This is a genomic window from Microbacterium sp. CIAB417 (genome assembly GCF_022788845.1).
This window is the reverse complement of record NZ_JAHZUT010000005.1, coordinates 191127-206190: the sequence shown is the minus strand read 5'-3', so window position 1 is coordinate 206190 and position 15064 is coordinate 191127. Positions and strand designations below refer to the sequence as shown.

Here is a 15064-nt window from a genome sequence, read left to right as displayed (position 1 = left end):
ATCCCGCATCCCGCGAGACTTGGCTGACGGAGTGAGACTTGGCGCAGGGGAGCACGTCTCACTCCGCAGGCCAAGTCTCGCGGAGACAGGGAGTGGGTCAGATCCTGAGGAGCGCGGCGCCGTGCGACGGCAGCGCGACGCGCAGCGCGGCGCTTCCCGGCGCCACACCCCGGGCGGCATCGCTCTGCGCTGCGATCGGCTCCAGAGGGATCTCGCGCCCGGTCCACAGTTCCGTCGCGACACCGGATGCCGGGAAGCCGATGTTCCCGGCATCCAGGATGGCCTCCAGCGGTTCGCCGCCGACGTTGAACGCCGCCGCGTACCGCACGCCGTCGGGGCCGTCGGCAGCCCAGAGCACGAGCGCTCCCTCCCGGAAGACCTCTCGGTTGCGCGACGATGAGGCCAGCACGGCGAGCGCGTCATCGTTCTGGAACAGCGCGATCGTCGCCGGGTCCGATGAGGGGAGGTCGCCGCCGATCATCAACGGCGAGCGCGCGATGATCCACAGCGTCAGCAGCGACACGCGCTCGTCCGGGGTGAGCCGGTCGTCGCGGGGCTCCCCGCGCTCGGCGCGGATGCCGATGCGCCCGAGCGGGAGCATGTCGCCGTCCGGCCAGCCTCGCTCCCCCGCGAACGGCGCCCAGCGCGCGAAGCGGGCGAAGTTCGCCTCGACGTCCGGCCACTGATCCCACAGGTCATCGCAGATGCGCCACATGTCGGCATGCTCGCGCAGATGCTCGAGACGCTCCAGCGACAGATCGCGCCCCGGCGACAGGCTCAGGACGATGTCCCGGCCGGAGGTGCGGATCGCCGACGCGTAGGCCTCGACATCCGCGGCCTGATACGGCCAGAGCATGTCATCGGCCTTGATGAAGTCGACGCCCCACCCGGCGTACAGCGCCAGGGTCGAGTCGTAGTAGGCCTGTGCGGCGGGGTGCCCGTGGTCGAGGCCCAGCATGTCCGGGTTCCACTCGCACACGTTCGCCGCGTCGGCGACCTCGGACGCGCGCGCCGCGCTCCCGAGGATCGGCAGGTCCTGAGCGACGGCGCGCCGCGGGATCCCGCGCATCGTGTGGATGCCGAAACGCAGGCCGAGCTCGTGGATGCGCGCGGCGAGCGGACCGAATCCCGCGCCGCCCGCCGAGCTCGGGAACCGCCCGGGGTCGGGGATCAGGCGGCCGTACTCGTCGAGGTGCAGCGGGGCGCCGGCGTTGTAGCCGTGCGAACGCGCCGTGGGGTCGGCCCAGTCGATGTCGACCACGATGGTGTCCCAGCCGTGGCGGAGCAGGTGCTCGGCCATGAACTCGGCGTTGGCGAGCACCTCGGACTCGGTCACGGTCGTGCCGTAGCAGTCCCAGCTGTTCCACCCCATCGGCGGTCGCGATACGGTCACAGCGCCGCGATCCTCCAGGATGCCGCGTGCGAGGCACCCGGCTCCAGCGCGACCAGGTCCGTTCCGGAGTTGAAGGCGTCCGGCGGGCAGGTCATCGGCTCGACCGCCAGACCGATCCGATGCGTCGCCTCGATGCCGGTGTCGGCGGTGTGGACCTGCACCCAGGGGCAGCCCGCGTCCCAGCGCATCGCGACGCCCGTGCCGTCCGCGGCCGTCAGGCGGACCTCGGCAAAGCCGTCCGCGCGCGACAGCCCCGTGAAGGCATGATCGATGAACACGTCGCCGATCCTGCGGGCAGTGCGGAAGTCCCATTCCGCGTGCTGTTCGACGGGTTCGACCGCCAGCGGGCTGAGCCGGTCCGCGGTCACCGTGAGCACCTCGGATGCCGGCAGCGTCAGGGTCCAGTCGTCCACGCGCCCGGCGCCCGCCACGAGGTACGGGTGCGGGCCGGTGCCCCACGGCGCGGCATCAGGCCCGATGTTGCGGGCGGTGACCGTCTGGTGCAGACCGTCGGCGTCGAGCCGGTACTCCGTCTCGACCTCGACCCGGAACGGATAGCCGTCCTGCGGCTGGATCACGGCGGCCAGCACGACGCGATCGGGCTCGACATCGCGGGCGGCGAAATCCGCCCACGCCAGCAGGCCGTGCAGCGCCTGTCCGCGGGCCGGCTCGGTCAGCGCGAGCTGGTGCTCCCGCCCGGCGAAGGAGTAGCGGCCGTCGACGATGCGGTTCGGCCAGGGTGCGAGCGTCGTGCCGCGGTAGCCGGGTCGCACCTCGTCGGCGTCGAAGGGCACGACGAGGTCGCGCCCTTCGGACCGCAGCACCCGCAGGGAAGCGCCGACCGAGGCGATGACCGCCTCGTAGCCGCCGGAGGAGATCGCGAGCTGCTGCCCGGAGCGCGGAGCCGCGGTCATCACAGCCCCTGCGCGAGCCGGTAGTACGCCTGGTTCCAGCGCACCTGCTTCTGGAACTCCACCAGCGTGGTGTCCTCGTCGATGACCAGCAGCTCGACCTCGGCCATCTCGGCGAAGTCGCGGAAGGCGTCGAGCCCCACCGCGGTCGACATGACCGTGTGGTGCGCGGCCCCGGCGGTCAGCCAGGCGGCGGCGCTCGTGGTGAAGTCCGGTGCCGGCTTCCAGACCGCGCGCCCGACGGGGAGCTTGGGCAGCGCGGCGCGCGGCTCGACGTTCTCGACGACGTTGGCCGTCAGGCGGAACCGGTCGCGCATGTCGCTCATCGCGACCACGACGGCCGGTCCGGCATCAGCGGTGAAGACGAGGCGGACGGGGTCGTCCTTGCCGCCGATGCCCAGCGGATGGATCTCCAGCGTCGGCTTGGCGGTCGTCAGCGACGGCGACACCTCGAGCATGTGGGCACCGAGGATCAGCTCGTCGCCAGGGGTCATGTCGTAGGTGTAGTCCTCCATGAGGCTCGCACCACCGGGGAGCCCGGCGCCCATGACGTTCGCGATGCGCACGAGGACGGCCGTCTTCCAGTCGCCCTCGGCGCCGAAGCCGTAGCCCTCGGCCATCAGGCGCTGGACGGCGAGGCCGGGCAGCTGCTTGAGCTCGCCGAGGTCCTCGAAGCTCGTCGTGAAGGCGCCGAAGCCGCCCTCCTCCAGGAAGGAGCGCAGCCCGATCTCGATCGCCGCGCCGTCGCGCAGCGACTGGTGGCGCTCGCCGCCCCGGCGCAGTTCGGGGACGACCTCGTAGAGCTCTTCGTACTCGGCGACCAGCGCGTCGATCGCCTCATCGGATGCCGCGGCGACCGCCTCGGCGAGCTCGTTCACGCCCCAGGTGTTGACCTGCACGCCGAAGCGCAGTTCGGCCTCGGTCTTGTCGCCCTCGGTGACAGCGACGAAACGCATGTTGTCGCCGAAGCGGGCGAGCTTGAGCGAGCGGGCGGCAGCGAGACCCGCCGCGGCGCGCTGCCACGTGCCGAGCTCGCGCTGCACGCGGGGGTCGGAGGCGTGGCCGACGATCGTCTTGCGCGGCACGCCGAGGCGCGTCTGGATGTACCCGAACTCGCGGTCGCCGTGCGCCGCCTGGTTGAGGTTCATGAAGTCGAAGTCGATGTCGGCCCACGGCAGCTCGACGTTGGCCTGCGTGTGCAGGTGCGCGAGCGGCTTCTGCAGCGCATCGAGTCCGGCGATCCACATCTTCGCGGGGCTGAAGGTGTGCATCCAGGCGACCAGGCCGATGACGTTCTCGTCGGCGTTCGCCTCGAGCGCGGCCTGCTTGATCGCGGCCGAGTCGGTGAGCACCGGCTTCCACACGATCCTCACCGGCACGTCGCCCGCGGCATCCAGGATCCGGGCGATCTCCTGCGACTGGTCGGCGACCTGCGCCAGGGTCTCCGGCCCGTACAGATGCTGGCTTCCGGTGAGGAACCAGACCTCGTATCCGTCGAGGGAGGTGGTCAGCTGGGGCATCTCAGGTCCTTTCTTGGCCGTTCGGCGAGGCGTTTCGACTCCCTTCGGTCGCTCAACGAGCGGAGGGGGGTCGGTCGCTCGACGAGCGGCGGGGATCGGTCGCTCAGCGAGCGGAGGGGAGGTTCTCGGTGGCGGCGGCCTCGATGGCCAGGCCCGCGCGGTAGCGGTCGAGGTAGGCGGAGAATCCGGCGACGTCGGCCGGATCGGGATCAGCGGTGGAGAGGGATGCCGAGGCGAACACGTGCTCGTCGAGGTACGTGCCCAGGTCCGTGGCATCCGCGTGGGCGAGATAGGACGCGAGCACCGCGATCCCCCAGGCCCCGCCCTCGCTCGCCAGCTCGCCGACGGCGACCGGAGCGTCGAGAGCACCGGCGAGGAAGCGCTGCGCGACGCCGGCGGTGCGGAACATGCCGCCGTGCGCGAACATGCGGTCGAGCCCGACCCCTTCCGCCGCGAGCACCTGCATGCCCAGTGCCAGCGTGCCGAACACGCCGTACAGCTGTGAGCGCATGAAGTTCGCGAGCGTGAAGGCGCTGTCCGGCGTGCGGACGAACAGCGGGCGCCCGTCCGTGAGGCCGGCGATCGGCTCGCCGGCGAGGTGGTTGTAGGCGAGCAGGCCGCCGGCATCCGCCTCGCCGTCCAGCGCCTCGCGGAACAGCGCCTCGAACACGGCGTCGTCGTCCAGCGGCCGGCCGGCTGCCGCGGAGAACCGCGTGAAGAGCCCTGCCCACGCGGCGAGCTCGCTCGCGCCGTTGTTGCAGTGCACCATCGCGACCGCGTCTCCGGCCGGCGTGGTCACGAGGTCGAGCTCGTGATGCACCTCGGTCAGAGGTCGTTCGAGCACGACCATGGCGAAGATGCTCGTGCCCGCGGAGACATTGCCGGTGCGTGGGGCGACGGAGTTCGTCGCGACCATGCCGGTGCCGGCGTCGCCCTCGGGCGGGCACAGCGGGATGCCGGGCTCGAGGTTTCCGGTCGGGTCGAGCAGGGCGGCGCCTTCTGCGGTGAGCGCTCCGGCGTCGGCGCCGGCGGGGAGCACGGCAGGCAGGAGCTCCTTCACCGGCGCAGGCAGGCGGTCGCCGGCGAGACCGTCGTAGGCCGACAGCATGCCGGCGTCATAGTCGCGCGCGGCGGAGTCGATCGGGAACATGCCGGACGCGTCGCCGACGCCGAGGACGCGCTGTCCGGTCAGGCGCCAGTGGACGTAGCCCGCGAGCGTGGTGACGAAGTCGATCTGCGGGACGTGCGGCTCGGCATCCACGACCGCCTGGTGCAGGTGCGCGATCGACCAGCGCAGCGGGATGTTGACGCCCAGCAGGTCGGTGAGTTCGGCGGCCGCGACGGAGGTGTTCGTGTTGCGCCAGGTGCGGAACGGGACGAGCAGGCTACCTCCGGCGTCGAACGCGAGGTAGCCGTGCATCATGGCGGAGATGCCGATGGCGCCGAAGCTCGTCGGCGCGACGCCGTGACGGTCCTGCGCGTCGGAGACCAGACCGGCGAACGCCGCCTGGAGACCTTGCCACACCTCGTCGATCGCGTAGGTCCACAGGCCGTCCTCGAGCCGGTTCTCCCACGAGAAGGAGCCGGTCGCGAGCACCTCGGTGGCGTCCTGACCGATCAGGCAGGCCTTGATGCGAGTCGAGCCGAGTTCGATGCCGAGGCTCGTGCGGCCGGAGCGGATGTCGTCGACGGCGCTCATCGGCGTGCGTCCGTGTTCTGGCCGTACACGTTCTGATAGCGGCTGAAGAGGCTGTCGATGGCTTCCTGCGGGATCGGGATGAGCGGACCGGCCTCCCGTGCGTAGTGCACGGTGCGTGCGACGTCCTCGACCATGACGGCGGCCTTGACGGCGTCCTTCGCGTTCACGCCGATCGTGAACGGTCCGTGGTTCTGCATGAGGACGGCGCGGGAGCGGTGCCCGGTGAGCGTCTGCACGATGCCGCGCCCGATCGAGTCGTCGCCGATGATCGCGAACGGTCCGACCGGGATCGGGCCGCCGAACTCGTCGGCCATGGCGGTGATGACGCAGGGGATCTCCTCGCCGCGCGCGGACCACGCGACGGCGAAGGTCGAGTGCGTGTGCACGACGCCGCCGACCTCGGGCATGTGGCGGTAGACGTAGGCGTGCGCGGCGGTATCGCTGGACGGGCTGCGCTCGCTGCCGGCGGTACCGGGGACGACGTTGCCGTCCAGGTCGCACAGGATCATGTTGTCGGCCGTGAGGTCGTCGTAGCTGACGCCGGAGGGCTTGATGACGAACAGATCGGCGCCGGGGACGCGGCCGGAGACGTTGCCCCCGGTCCAGACGATCAGGTCGTAGCGGACGAGTTCGCCGTGCAGCCGCGCGACGTCCTCGCGTACGGTCCGGATGGCTGCTTCGATCTCAGGGGGGAAGACGGGGGCTTCGCTGCTCACGGATACCTCGGGTTTCGGTGGTCGCTGTGACCGGTCACAGAAGTGTGACACGCGGGGGTCGCGGCGTCAAGACGACCGCCCCGCCTGCCCGCCGCCGGGGAGTTGTGAACGGTGTCGCACGGATGATCCGGTTCAGCGGGGCGGCGGAGCGATCGAAGCGCGGGGCACGAGCACCGGAGCGACCGGTGCGAGATCCGATGCGGCGGCGTCCGGCGAGGAGATCAACGCGGCCACGGCCCGGCGGGCCAGCTCCCCGAAGTCCTGACGCACGGTGGTCAGCGGTGGCCAGTAGTACGCGGAGTCCGGGATGTCGTCGAACCCCACGACGCTCATGTCGCGGGGGACGTCGAGCCCGGATTCGCGCAGGCCGGTCAGCAGGCCGAGCGCCATCTGATCGTTGGCCGCGAACACGGCGGTAGCGCCGGAATCGCGGATGGCGGCGGCCGCGTCGTGCCCGGAGCGCGCGGTCCAGTCGCCGGCGAAGACCGGTCCCGGCGCGAGCCTCCGCTCGGCGAGCTCGGCCTGGAACCCCTCGACGCGCGACTCCGCCTCGAGCCAGTCCACGGGACCGGCCAGATGCGCGATGCGAGTGTGCCCGGCATCCGCCAGCGCCGCGACCGCGAGACGGGCGCCGGCGGCGTGGTCGACCGAGAGGCCACGGGCACCGCGTCCGGCGGAGTGCAGCGTGACGACGGGGATGCCGATCCGGGAGACATCCAGGGCGAGCAGCGTCCGCGCGTGCGGGGCGACCACCACGATGCCCTCGACGCCCTGGGCGATGAGATGGTCGACGGCAGAGGCCACCGCCGCATCGTCCGCGGCATCCGCGAACGCGGCACTGACCCAGTAGCCGGCCTCCCGCGCGCTGGACTCGATCGCGGCGATGCTGCGGGACGGCCCGTACTGCAGAGCGTCCGAGGCGAGGATGCCGATCGTCCGGGTGCGCCGCGTGCCCAGTGCGCGAGCCGCGTTGTTCATGCGATAGCCGAGTTCGTCCATCGCCGCGAGGACGCGCTCGCGCGTGGCCGAGGCGACCTCGGGGTGGTCATTGAGCACGCGCGAGACGGTCTGCCGGGAGACCCCGGCGAGCGCCGCCACCTCGCGCACGCCGATCGTGCGCCCCGGAGTGCCGTGCGTGTCGCTCATCGCGATGAGTCTAGAGCCGACGCCCACCGGCGCCCCGCACGTGCCACCCTGGATCCATGCGCATCGCTCTCACGGGATCATCGGGCAAGCTCGGCCGCGTCGTCGCACGGGAACTGCGTGCCGACGGGTACGAGGTCATCGGCATGGACGTGGCCGGCGAGCGCGGCCCGGACTTCGTCCAGGTCGACCTCACCGACTACGGCCAGGTCGTCGACGCGTTGACGGCGGTCGGCGACCGCCATGACGGGATCGACGCGGTCGTGCACCTCGGTGCGATCCCGGCGCCGGGCATCCGCAGCGATGTCGCGACCTTCCACAACAACATGCCGGCGACCTTCAACGTGTTCTGGGCGGCGGTGCGGCTCGGCATCCGGCGCATCGTGTACGCGTCCAGCGAGACCGTGCTGGGGCTGCCGTTCGACGTGCCGCCGCCGTACATCCCGGTCGACGAGGACTACCCCGCTCGCCCGGAGTCGGTCTACTCGCTCGTGAAGACGCTCGAGGAGCAGCTGGCGACCGAGCTCGTGCGCTGGCATCCCGACGTGTCGATCACCGCTCTGCGGTTCTCGAACGTGATGGTGCCGGAGGACTACGCGGCCTTCCCGTCATTCGACCTGGATGCCCTGCTGCGCAAGTGGAACCTGTGGGGCTACATCGACGCTCGGGATGGAGCGCAGGCCGTGCGACGCGCGCTCGAGATCGCTCCACCCGGCTTCGACCGGTTCATCATCGCGGCGGCCGACACGGTCATGTCGCGCCCGAACGCCGAGTTGATCGCGGAGGTGTTCCCCGGCGTGCCCGTGACTCGGGACGTCGGCCCGAACGAGACGCTGCTCTCGATCGACAAGGCCCGGCGGGTGCTGGGCTTCGACCCGCAGCACTCGTGGCGCGACCACGTGCCTCCCGCTCGTTGAGCGAGCGAAGCGAGTCGAAACACGGCTACCGTCGCTCAGCAGTGAGCCCGTTTCGACTCCTCGCTCCGCTCGTCGCTCAACGAACGGAGGGGAAGGGATGTCTCATCGCTCCTTCCCCGATCGTTGAGCGAGCGCAGCGAGTCGAAACGCAGTGACCGCCACTCAGCAGTGAGCCCGTTTCGACTCCTCGCTCCGCTCGTCGCTCAACGAACGGAAGGGGAAGGATGTCTCATCGCTCCTTCCCCGATCGTTGAGCGAGCGCAGCGAGTCGAAACGCAGTGACCGCCACTCAGCAGTGAGCCCGTTTCGACTCCTCGCTCCGCTCGTCGCTCAACGAACGGAGGGAGGGCGGCGCTCGTCGCTCAACGAACGGGGAGGGCGGGCCCCGTCGCTCAACGGAGCGAGTCGAAACGCGAGGGAGCTCACCGCCGGGCGATCGTGGATCCGCGGATCACGAGCCGCACGGGCAGGGTCCGCGTCCCCGAACCGATGTCGACGCTGTCGATCGCGTCGAACACGCGCAGCGCGGCCTGGCGGCCGAGCTGCTGCAGGTTGGCGTCGATGCTCGTCAGCTCGGGCCGGGAGTTCGCCGCCAGCACCTCCCAGTTGTCGTAGCCGATGACCGCGAGGTCGTCGGGCACGGACCGGCCGAGGTCCCGGGCGGAGTCGAGCACGCCGCGCGCGATCTGATCGGAGCCGCAGAAGATCGCATCGATCTCGGGATGACGCTGCAGCAGCAGGGCCGCAGCATCCCGCCCCCAGTGCTCGCTCCACTCCGAGAACATCGGCGCGCCCACGAGGTCGAGACCGGCCTCGGCGAGCGCACCCCTCGCACCCGTCAGCCGGTCCTGCGCAGCCGCATAGGAGGGATCGCCGGAGATGTGCGCGATGCGACGACGGCCGCAGGCGAGCAGATGCTCGATCGCCATCCGTCCCCCGGCGACGTTGTCGGGCGTGAGGGACAGATCGCGCGGATCGTCGGAAGGGGCGTAGGCATAGACCACCGGCACCGGGATGTCCTGCCCCAGCGACGGCCGCGGATCGGTCTGCCTGCCGACGACGATGATGCCGTCGACCCGGCGGCTGAGCAGCTCCCGCAGGTGGTGCTGCTCGCGGATGGCGTCACCGCGGGCATCGCACAGGAACACGTTGATCCGGCCCGCGCCGAACGCGTCCTCGGCGCCCATGAGGATCGGCAGCATGAAGCGACCCTCGAGGTCGCTGGTGAGCAGGCCGACGGTCCCGGTCCGCCCTGCCAGCAGGCCCTTCGCCATCGCGTTCGGCGTGAACGCCAGCTCGTCGGCTGCGGCGCGCACGCGGGCGCGGGTCGCGGCGGCGACGTCGCCGCGGTCGTTGAGGGCCTTGGAAGCCGTGGCGATCGAGACACCGGCGCGACGCGCGACATCGCTGAGGGTGGCCGCCCTGGTTCCGGCTTCGCCTGCTACTGCCATCGCATCCTCCTCGTTGCTGAAAGGTTATCGGACTCACTCTTGACCGAGCGGTGAACCACACGGTATATCTTTTCGAAAGGGGTTTCGAGATTTTCGATCCAACCCCGGCAATCCCCGCCGCCGCACACCGACGGCATCCGCTCGAAGAAGAACGCAGCATCCGCTCGAGGAAGAGCCGAGGAGGCCACATCCCATGCACACCACCAGACGCCGCACGATCGGACGGGCGGCGATCGCCGTCACCGCCGTCGCGGCACTCGTCACATCCCTCGCCGCCTGCGCGAGCGGCGACGACCCTGCAGAACCCGCCGAGTCCATCCCCGCCGAGGGCGTGGACGACGGATCGACGCTGACCCTCTGGACCCGCGCACCGCTGGAGCACCAGGCGAACCTGCTCGTCGACGCCTACAACGCGACGCATGAGAATCAGGTCGAGCTCACCGTCGTCCCCAACGACGACTACGTCGCCAAGGTCGGTGCGGCCGCCGGCTCTGGCGGCCTGCCCGACCTGTTCGCCGCCGACATCGTGTACGTGCCGAACTGGGCGCAGCAGGGCCTGTTCACGGACATCAGCGAGCAGATCGACGGCCTGGACTTCAAGGACTCCATCAACCAGGGGCACCTGTCCGCCGGGACCTACGAGGACAAGGAGTACGTGCTCCCGTTCGTGCTCGACCTGTCCATGCTGTTCTGGAACAAGGAGCTCTTCGCCGAAGCCGGCCTCGACCCCGAGAAGGCACCGGCCACTCTCGAGGAGTTCGCCGCAGCGGCTCAGGCCGTCCAGGCGCTGAACAAGCCGGACACGTACGGCACGGCCACGGGCCTGAACTGCGGCGGATGCCTGGTCTTCACGTGGTTCCCGTCGATCTGGGCATCCGGCGAGGAGGTGCTGAACGAGGACGGCACCGAGTCGCTGCTCGACGGGGATGCCGCGCAGGAGGTCTACGAGACGTGGTCCGGCCTGCAGGAGTCGGGAGCGATCCTGCCGAGCTCGACGGATGAGACGGGTCCGACCTGGACGGCCGCCTTCAGCGAGGGCAAGGTCGGCGTGATGCCGTTCCCGGCGACGCTGCTGCCCACGCTCGAATTCGACGCCGGCGTGGCGGGGCTCCCCGGGGTCGACGGCGGCGCGTCCACGTTCGTCGGCGGCGACGGCATCGGCATCTCGAAGGACTCGAAGCAGTCCGCCCAGGCGTGGAACTTCCTCAACTGGATGATGTCCGAAGAGGCTCAGGTCGAGGTGCTGGCGCAGGACGGGAACGCCGTCTCCCGCAGCGACCTCGCCGACAACGAGTACGCGGCGGCCGACCCCCGACTCGTCACGATCAACGAGGTGGCCGCGCAGGGAGACACCCCGGTGGCGATCAACTTCCAGCAGGCGTTCAACGCGCCGGGCAGCCCCTGGCTGACGCTGATCCGCAATGCCGTCCTCGAAGGCACCGACACCGTCGAGGCCGACAACGACGAGATCACCGCCATCCTGTCCCAGTGAGCGATCGGTGGGGGCGGCGACCGTCGCCCCCACCGTCCACTCCCGCGTCCCGACGGAGAGAACACATGACCTCGACCGCATCACCGCGGCTCACCCGCCGCAGGCGCACGGCTTCGGGCGGCGCCGTGCAGGGCTGGCTGTACGCGGCCCCGACGGCGCTGTTCGTGCTGGGACTGTTCGTCGTCCCGCTCGCCCTCGTCCTGCAGATGTCGGCATCGGACTGGCCGCTGCTGGGAGGCAACCAGGGGATCAACCTCCCCGACAACTACGTGGATGCCGTGAACCACCGGCTGTTCTGGGACTCCGTTCGCTTCACGCTGCTCTACACGCTCATCACGACCGTGCTGCTCATCGGGCTCGGACTCGGTCTTGCTCTGCTCGTGCAGGAGTCGACCCGCTGGAAGGGCTTCCTGCGCACGGCGTTCCTCATCCCGAGCGCGCTCGGCCTGGCATCCGCCTCTCTGCTGTTCTACGTGCTGTACTCGCCCATCGCCGGGCCATTCGCGGACCTCATGAGGGCCTGGGGCATCACGTTCCTCGGGACGCCTGAGGGTGCCCTGTGGTCCACGGTCTTCCTGATCGTCTGGCGGTACGCGGGCTTCTACATGCTGCTCATGCTCGTCGGGCTCCAGGGCATCCCCGACGACGTCTACGAAGCGGCGCGCATCGACGGTGCCGGGCGCTGGCAGACGTTCCGCCACATCACGGTGCCGCTGCTGCGCCCGACGTTCGCACTCACGATCGTGATGTGCGTGACCGGGTCGCTGCTCGCGTTCGAGCAGTTCTACATCCTCACCAAGGGCGGCCCGGACAACAGCACCATGACCGTCGTGCAGCTCATCTACAACGTCGCCTTCCAGGGTCAGAACAGCCTCGGGATCGCCGGGGCCCTGTCGGTGATCGTGCTGATCGCCCTCATCGTGATCAACGTCTTCCAGCTGCGCGCCTTCCGCCGCCCAGAGGAGAGCTGAACCGTGACCGAGAATCAGACCCTCACGCGCACCATCGTCGCGCCCGAGCACCAGCCGACCCGCCCGCGATACCGTTCGACGGCGCAGCGCGTGGTCTACGGCATCCCGTACTGGGTGTTCACGACCGCCCTGGCCGTGATCTTCCTGTACCCCCTGATCTGGACGGGAGTCTCGAGCGTGAGCCCGCTGGCGGGGACGAGCCAGACCGACGGCTGGGGCTTCGGCAACTACGCAGCGCTCGGCGAATACCAGGCCGGCATCTGGGTGTACCTGGGCAACTCGCTGTTCGTGTCCGTGCTGACCGTGGTGCTCACGCTGTTCATCTCGCTGCTGGGCGGCTACGCGTTCGCGCGATTCTCCTTCCCCGGCAAGAACGCACTGTTCCTGCTGACGCTCGCGATCCTGATGGTCCCCTACGCGACTCTGCTGATCCCGCTCTACGTGATCCTCAACGCCGTGGGGCTGCAGAACTCGCTCGTCGGGGTGGCACTGGTGATCACGATGTTCCAGCTGCCGTTCTCGATGTTCATGATGCGGATCTCGTTCGAATCGATCCCGCGCGAGATGGACGAGGCGGCCATGGTGGACGGCTGCTCCAGCTGGGGCGCCCTCTGGCGCGTGCTCCTCCCGGCGGTCAAGCCCGGACTCGTGACGGTCGGCCTGTTCGCGTTCCTCACCGCGTGGAACGACTTCATGGCACCGCTGATCCTCATCAACGACTCCAACCGGATGACGCTGCCGCTGGCGGTCGCGAACCTCCGCGGGCAGGTGCAGGGCGTCGTCGACTACGGCGCGACCGAGGCCGGCGTCGTCGTGCTGGCTCTGCCCTGCATCGTGCTCTTCCTTATCCTCCAACGCCACTACGTCCGCGGCTTCATGTCCGGCGCCTTCAAGGGATGACAGTCAAAGGATGACGATGTACGACACCACTGCTCCGGCCGCTCCCGTGGTCCCCACCCGCGGGCGGCTGCGTCCTCTCGGCCTCGGTGAGGTGACGATCACGGACGGGTTCTGGGCCCGACGTCAGCGGGTCAACGGCGAGGCCACGCTCGAGCACATCGAGTCGCGACTCGAGTCCGAGGGCTGGCTGGGCAATTTCGATCTCGCGGCCTCCGGCAAGCTGCCGGCCGGCCGGCGGGGTCGGGAGTTCGCGGATTCCGAGATCTACAAGTACCTCGAGGCCGTCGCGTGGGAGATCGGGCGGAGGGATGCCGACGCATCCTCTCCGCTCGAACAGCGCTTCCGTGCGATCGTCGCCCGCGTCGCGGCAGCACAGGAACCCGACGGGTACCTCAACACGAACTTCGGCCGCCCGGGTCAACGCGAACGCTGGTCGGATCTGGAGTGGGGGCACGAGCTGTACTGCCTCGGGCACCTCTTCCAGGCGGCGGTCGCGCGCGTGCGGACCCGACCGGATGCCGACGACGGCCTGATCGAGATCGCCCGGCGTGCCGCGGAGCTGGTGTGCCGCGAGTTCGGCATCGGCGGTCGCGAGGGGATCTGCGGGCACGCCGAGGTCGAGGTCGGCCTCGCCGAACTCGGCCGCGCGCTGGGTGAGCGGCGCTTCGTCGAGCAGGCCGCCCTGTTCGTCGAGCGACACGGACGAGGCTCGCTGCGCGACATCGAGTGGGGCCGGAAGTACTACCAGGACGACACGCCCGTGAGAGATGCCGACGCCCTTCGCGGGCATGCGGTGCGCGCGAACTACCTGTCGGCGGGGGCGAGCGATGTCGCCGTGGAGACGGATGACGACGCGCTGCTGTCGTCGCTGCGTCGCCAGTGGGACCGCACGGTGGAGCGCCGGACATACATCACCGGCGGTCAGGGCTCGCACCATCAGGACGAGGCCTTCGGCGACGACTGGGAGCTCCCTGCCGATCGCGCCTACTCGGAGACCTGTGCCGGGATCGGATCGATCATGTTCTCGTGGCGGCTGCTGCTCGCGACCGGCGAGGCCGCGTACGCCGATCTCATCGAGCGGACCCTGTTCAACGTCGTGGCGACGTCGCCGGCACCGGATGGCAAGGCGTTCTACTACGCCAACACCCTGCATCAGCGGGTTCCCGGCATCCCGGCCGACCCGTCTGCGACCTCGTCGCGGGCGTCGTCTTCGCTGCGGGCGCCGTGGTTCGAGGTCTCGTGCTGCCCCCCGAACGTCGCGCGCACCTTCGCGAGCCTGGACGCCTACGTCGCGACCGCGGATGACGACGGTGTGCAGCTGCATCAGTACGCGACGGGCCGCGTGCGAACGGTGCTCCCGGACGGACGGGTCGTGGCGTTCGACGTGCAGACGGACTATCCCGCCGACGGCCGGGTGCGGATCACGATCGCGCAGGATGCCGAGTTCACGCTCACGATGCGGATCCCCACCTGGGCTGACGGCGCGCGCCTGGTCGTCGGCGGCGCGGGCGAGGATGCGGCTCCGGGCACGGCCTCGGTGCGTCGCGCCTTCCGGGCGGGCGATGTCATCGAGCTGGCTCTCCCCGTGGCTCCGCGCGTGACCGCCCCCGATCCTCGGGTGGATGCCGTGCGGGGATGCGTCGTCGTGGAACGGGGCCCCGAGGTGCTCGCTCTGGAGTCGGTGGATCTCGGCGCGGATGTGGGCGATGCCGTCCTGGCGGGCGAGCCCGTCGAACGCGACGGGTCTGTGGTGCTCCCGGTGCGGAATCGCTCGACCGACTCGGTGTCCGAGGTGCCCCTGGTGGCCTATCACGACTGGGCCCAGCGCGGCCCGTCGACGATGCGGGTGTGGGTTCCGACGAGCTGAGAGCGACCTGCCGGTGGCGGCGAGCTCCGAACCGGGACCGTTGGCGGCATTCCGGCGGACCCTGACGCTCTTCGCACGCTCAGG

At 70.1% G+C, this 15064-nt stretch carries 12 protein-coding genes; 5 read left to right on the top strand and 7 right to left on the bottom strand.

Annotation, left to right across the window (positions count from 1 at the left end; genetic code table 11):
* Positions 1-97: 97 nt before the first annotated feature.
* The 6 genes from KYX17_RS21815 to KYX17_RS21790 form a co-directional block, all read right to left on the bottom strand.
* On the bottom strand, positions 98-1372 hold the full coding sequence (locus tag KYX17_RS21815) for a glycoside hydrolase family 27 protein (protein ID WP_243229887.1): 1275 nt from the start codon (positions 1370-1372) through the stop codon (positions 98-100).
* A gap of 17 nt (positions 1373-1389) precedes the next feature.
* Positions 1390-2307: an aldose 1-epimerase family protein gene (locus tag KYX17_RS21810; protein ID WP_243229516.1), complete on the bottom strand. Its 918-nt coding sequence runs from the start codon at positions 2305-2307 to the stop codon at positions 1390-1392.
* Positions 2307-3824, bottom strand: coding sequence for an L-arabinose isomerase (gene araA / locus KYX17_RS21805; protein ID WP_243229515.1), 1518 nt, complete (start codon positions 3822-3824; stop codon positions 2307-2309). Before araA ends, KYX17_RS21810 begins: the two co-directional genes overlap by 1 nt.
* A gap of 103 nt (positions 3825-3927) precedes the next feature.
* Positions 3928-5523, bottom strand: coding sequence for a xylulokinase (locus KYX17_RS21800; RefSeq protein ID WP_243229514.1), 1596 nt, complete (start codon positions 5521-5523; stop codon positions 3928-3930).
* Positions 5520-6239, bottom strand: a complete 720-nt coding sequence (locus tag KYX17_RS21795) for an L-ribulose-5-phosphate 4-epimerase (protein WP_243229513.1) — start codon at positions 6237-6239, stop codon at positions 5520-5522. Before KYX17_RS21795 ends, KYX17_RS21800 begins: the two co-directional genes overlap by 4 nt.
* A gap of 132 nt (positions 6240-6371) precedes the next feature.
* On the bottom strand, positions 6372-7385 hold the full coding sequence (locus KYX17_RS21790; protein ID WP_243229512.1) for a LacI family DNA-binding transcriptional regulator: 1014 nt from the start codon (positions 7383-7385) through the stop codon (positions 6372-6374).
* Between the two features lie 56 nt (positions 7386-7441).
* Here KYX17_RS21790 and KYX17_RS21785 point away from each other — a divergent pair, with 56 nt between their 5' ends.
* Positions 7442-8299 (top strand): NAD(P)-dependent oxidoreductase, encoded by an 858-nt coding sequence (locus KYX17_RS21785; RefSeq protein ID WP_243229511.1) that lies wholly within the window; start codon positions 7442-7444, stop codon positions 8297-8299.
* A 422-nt stretch (positions 8300-8721) separates the two neighbouring features.
* Here KYX17_RS21785 and KYX17_RS21780 read toward each other — a convergent pair whose 3' ends face one another.
* Positions 8722-9750: a LacI family DNA-binding transcriptional regulator gene (locus KYX17_RS21780; RefSeq protein WP_243229510.1), complete on the bottom strand. Its 1029-nt coding sequence runs from the start codon at positions 9748-9750 to the stop codon at positions 8722-8724.
* 193 nt (positions 9751-9943) lie between these two features.
* Here KYX17_RS21780 and KYX17_RS21775 point away from each other — a divergent pair, with 193 nt between their 5' ends.
* From KYX17_RS21775 to KYX17_RS21760, 4 genes are all read left to right on the top strand, one after another.
* Complete coding sequence (locus tag KYX17_RS21775; protein ID WP_243229509.1) at positions 9944-11242, top strand: sugar ABC transporter substrate-binding protein; 1299 nt, start codon at positions 9944-9946, stop codon at positions 11240-11242.
* A 65-nt stretch (positions 11243-11307) separates the two neighbouring features.
* Positions 11308-12213 (top strand): carbohydrate ABC transporter permease, encoded by a 906-nt coding sequence (locus tag KYX17_RS21770; protein ID WP_243229508.1) that lies wholly within the window; start codon positions 11308-11310, stop codon positions 12211-12213.
* Between the two features lie 3 nt (positions 12214-12216).
* Positions 12217-13113, top strand: a complete 897-nt coding sequence (locus tag KYX17_RS21765; protein ID WP_243229507.1) for a carbohydrate ABC transporter permease — start codon at positions 12217-12219, stop codon at positions 13111-13113.
* A gap of 10 nt (positions 13114-13123) precedes the next feature.
* A complete protein-coding gene (locus tag KYX17_RS21760; RefSeq protein WP_374208982.1) occupies positions 13124-14980 on the top strand; it encodes a glycoside hydrolase family 127 protein in 1857 nt (618 codons plus the stop codon).
* The last annotated feature ends 84 nt before the right edge of the window (positions 14981-15064 follow it).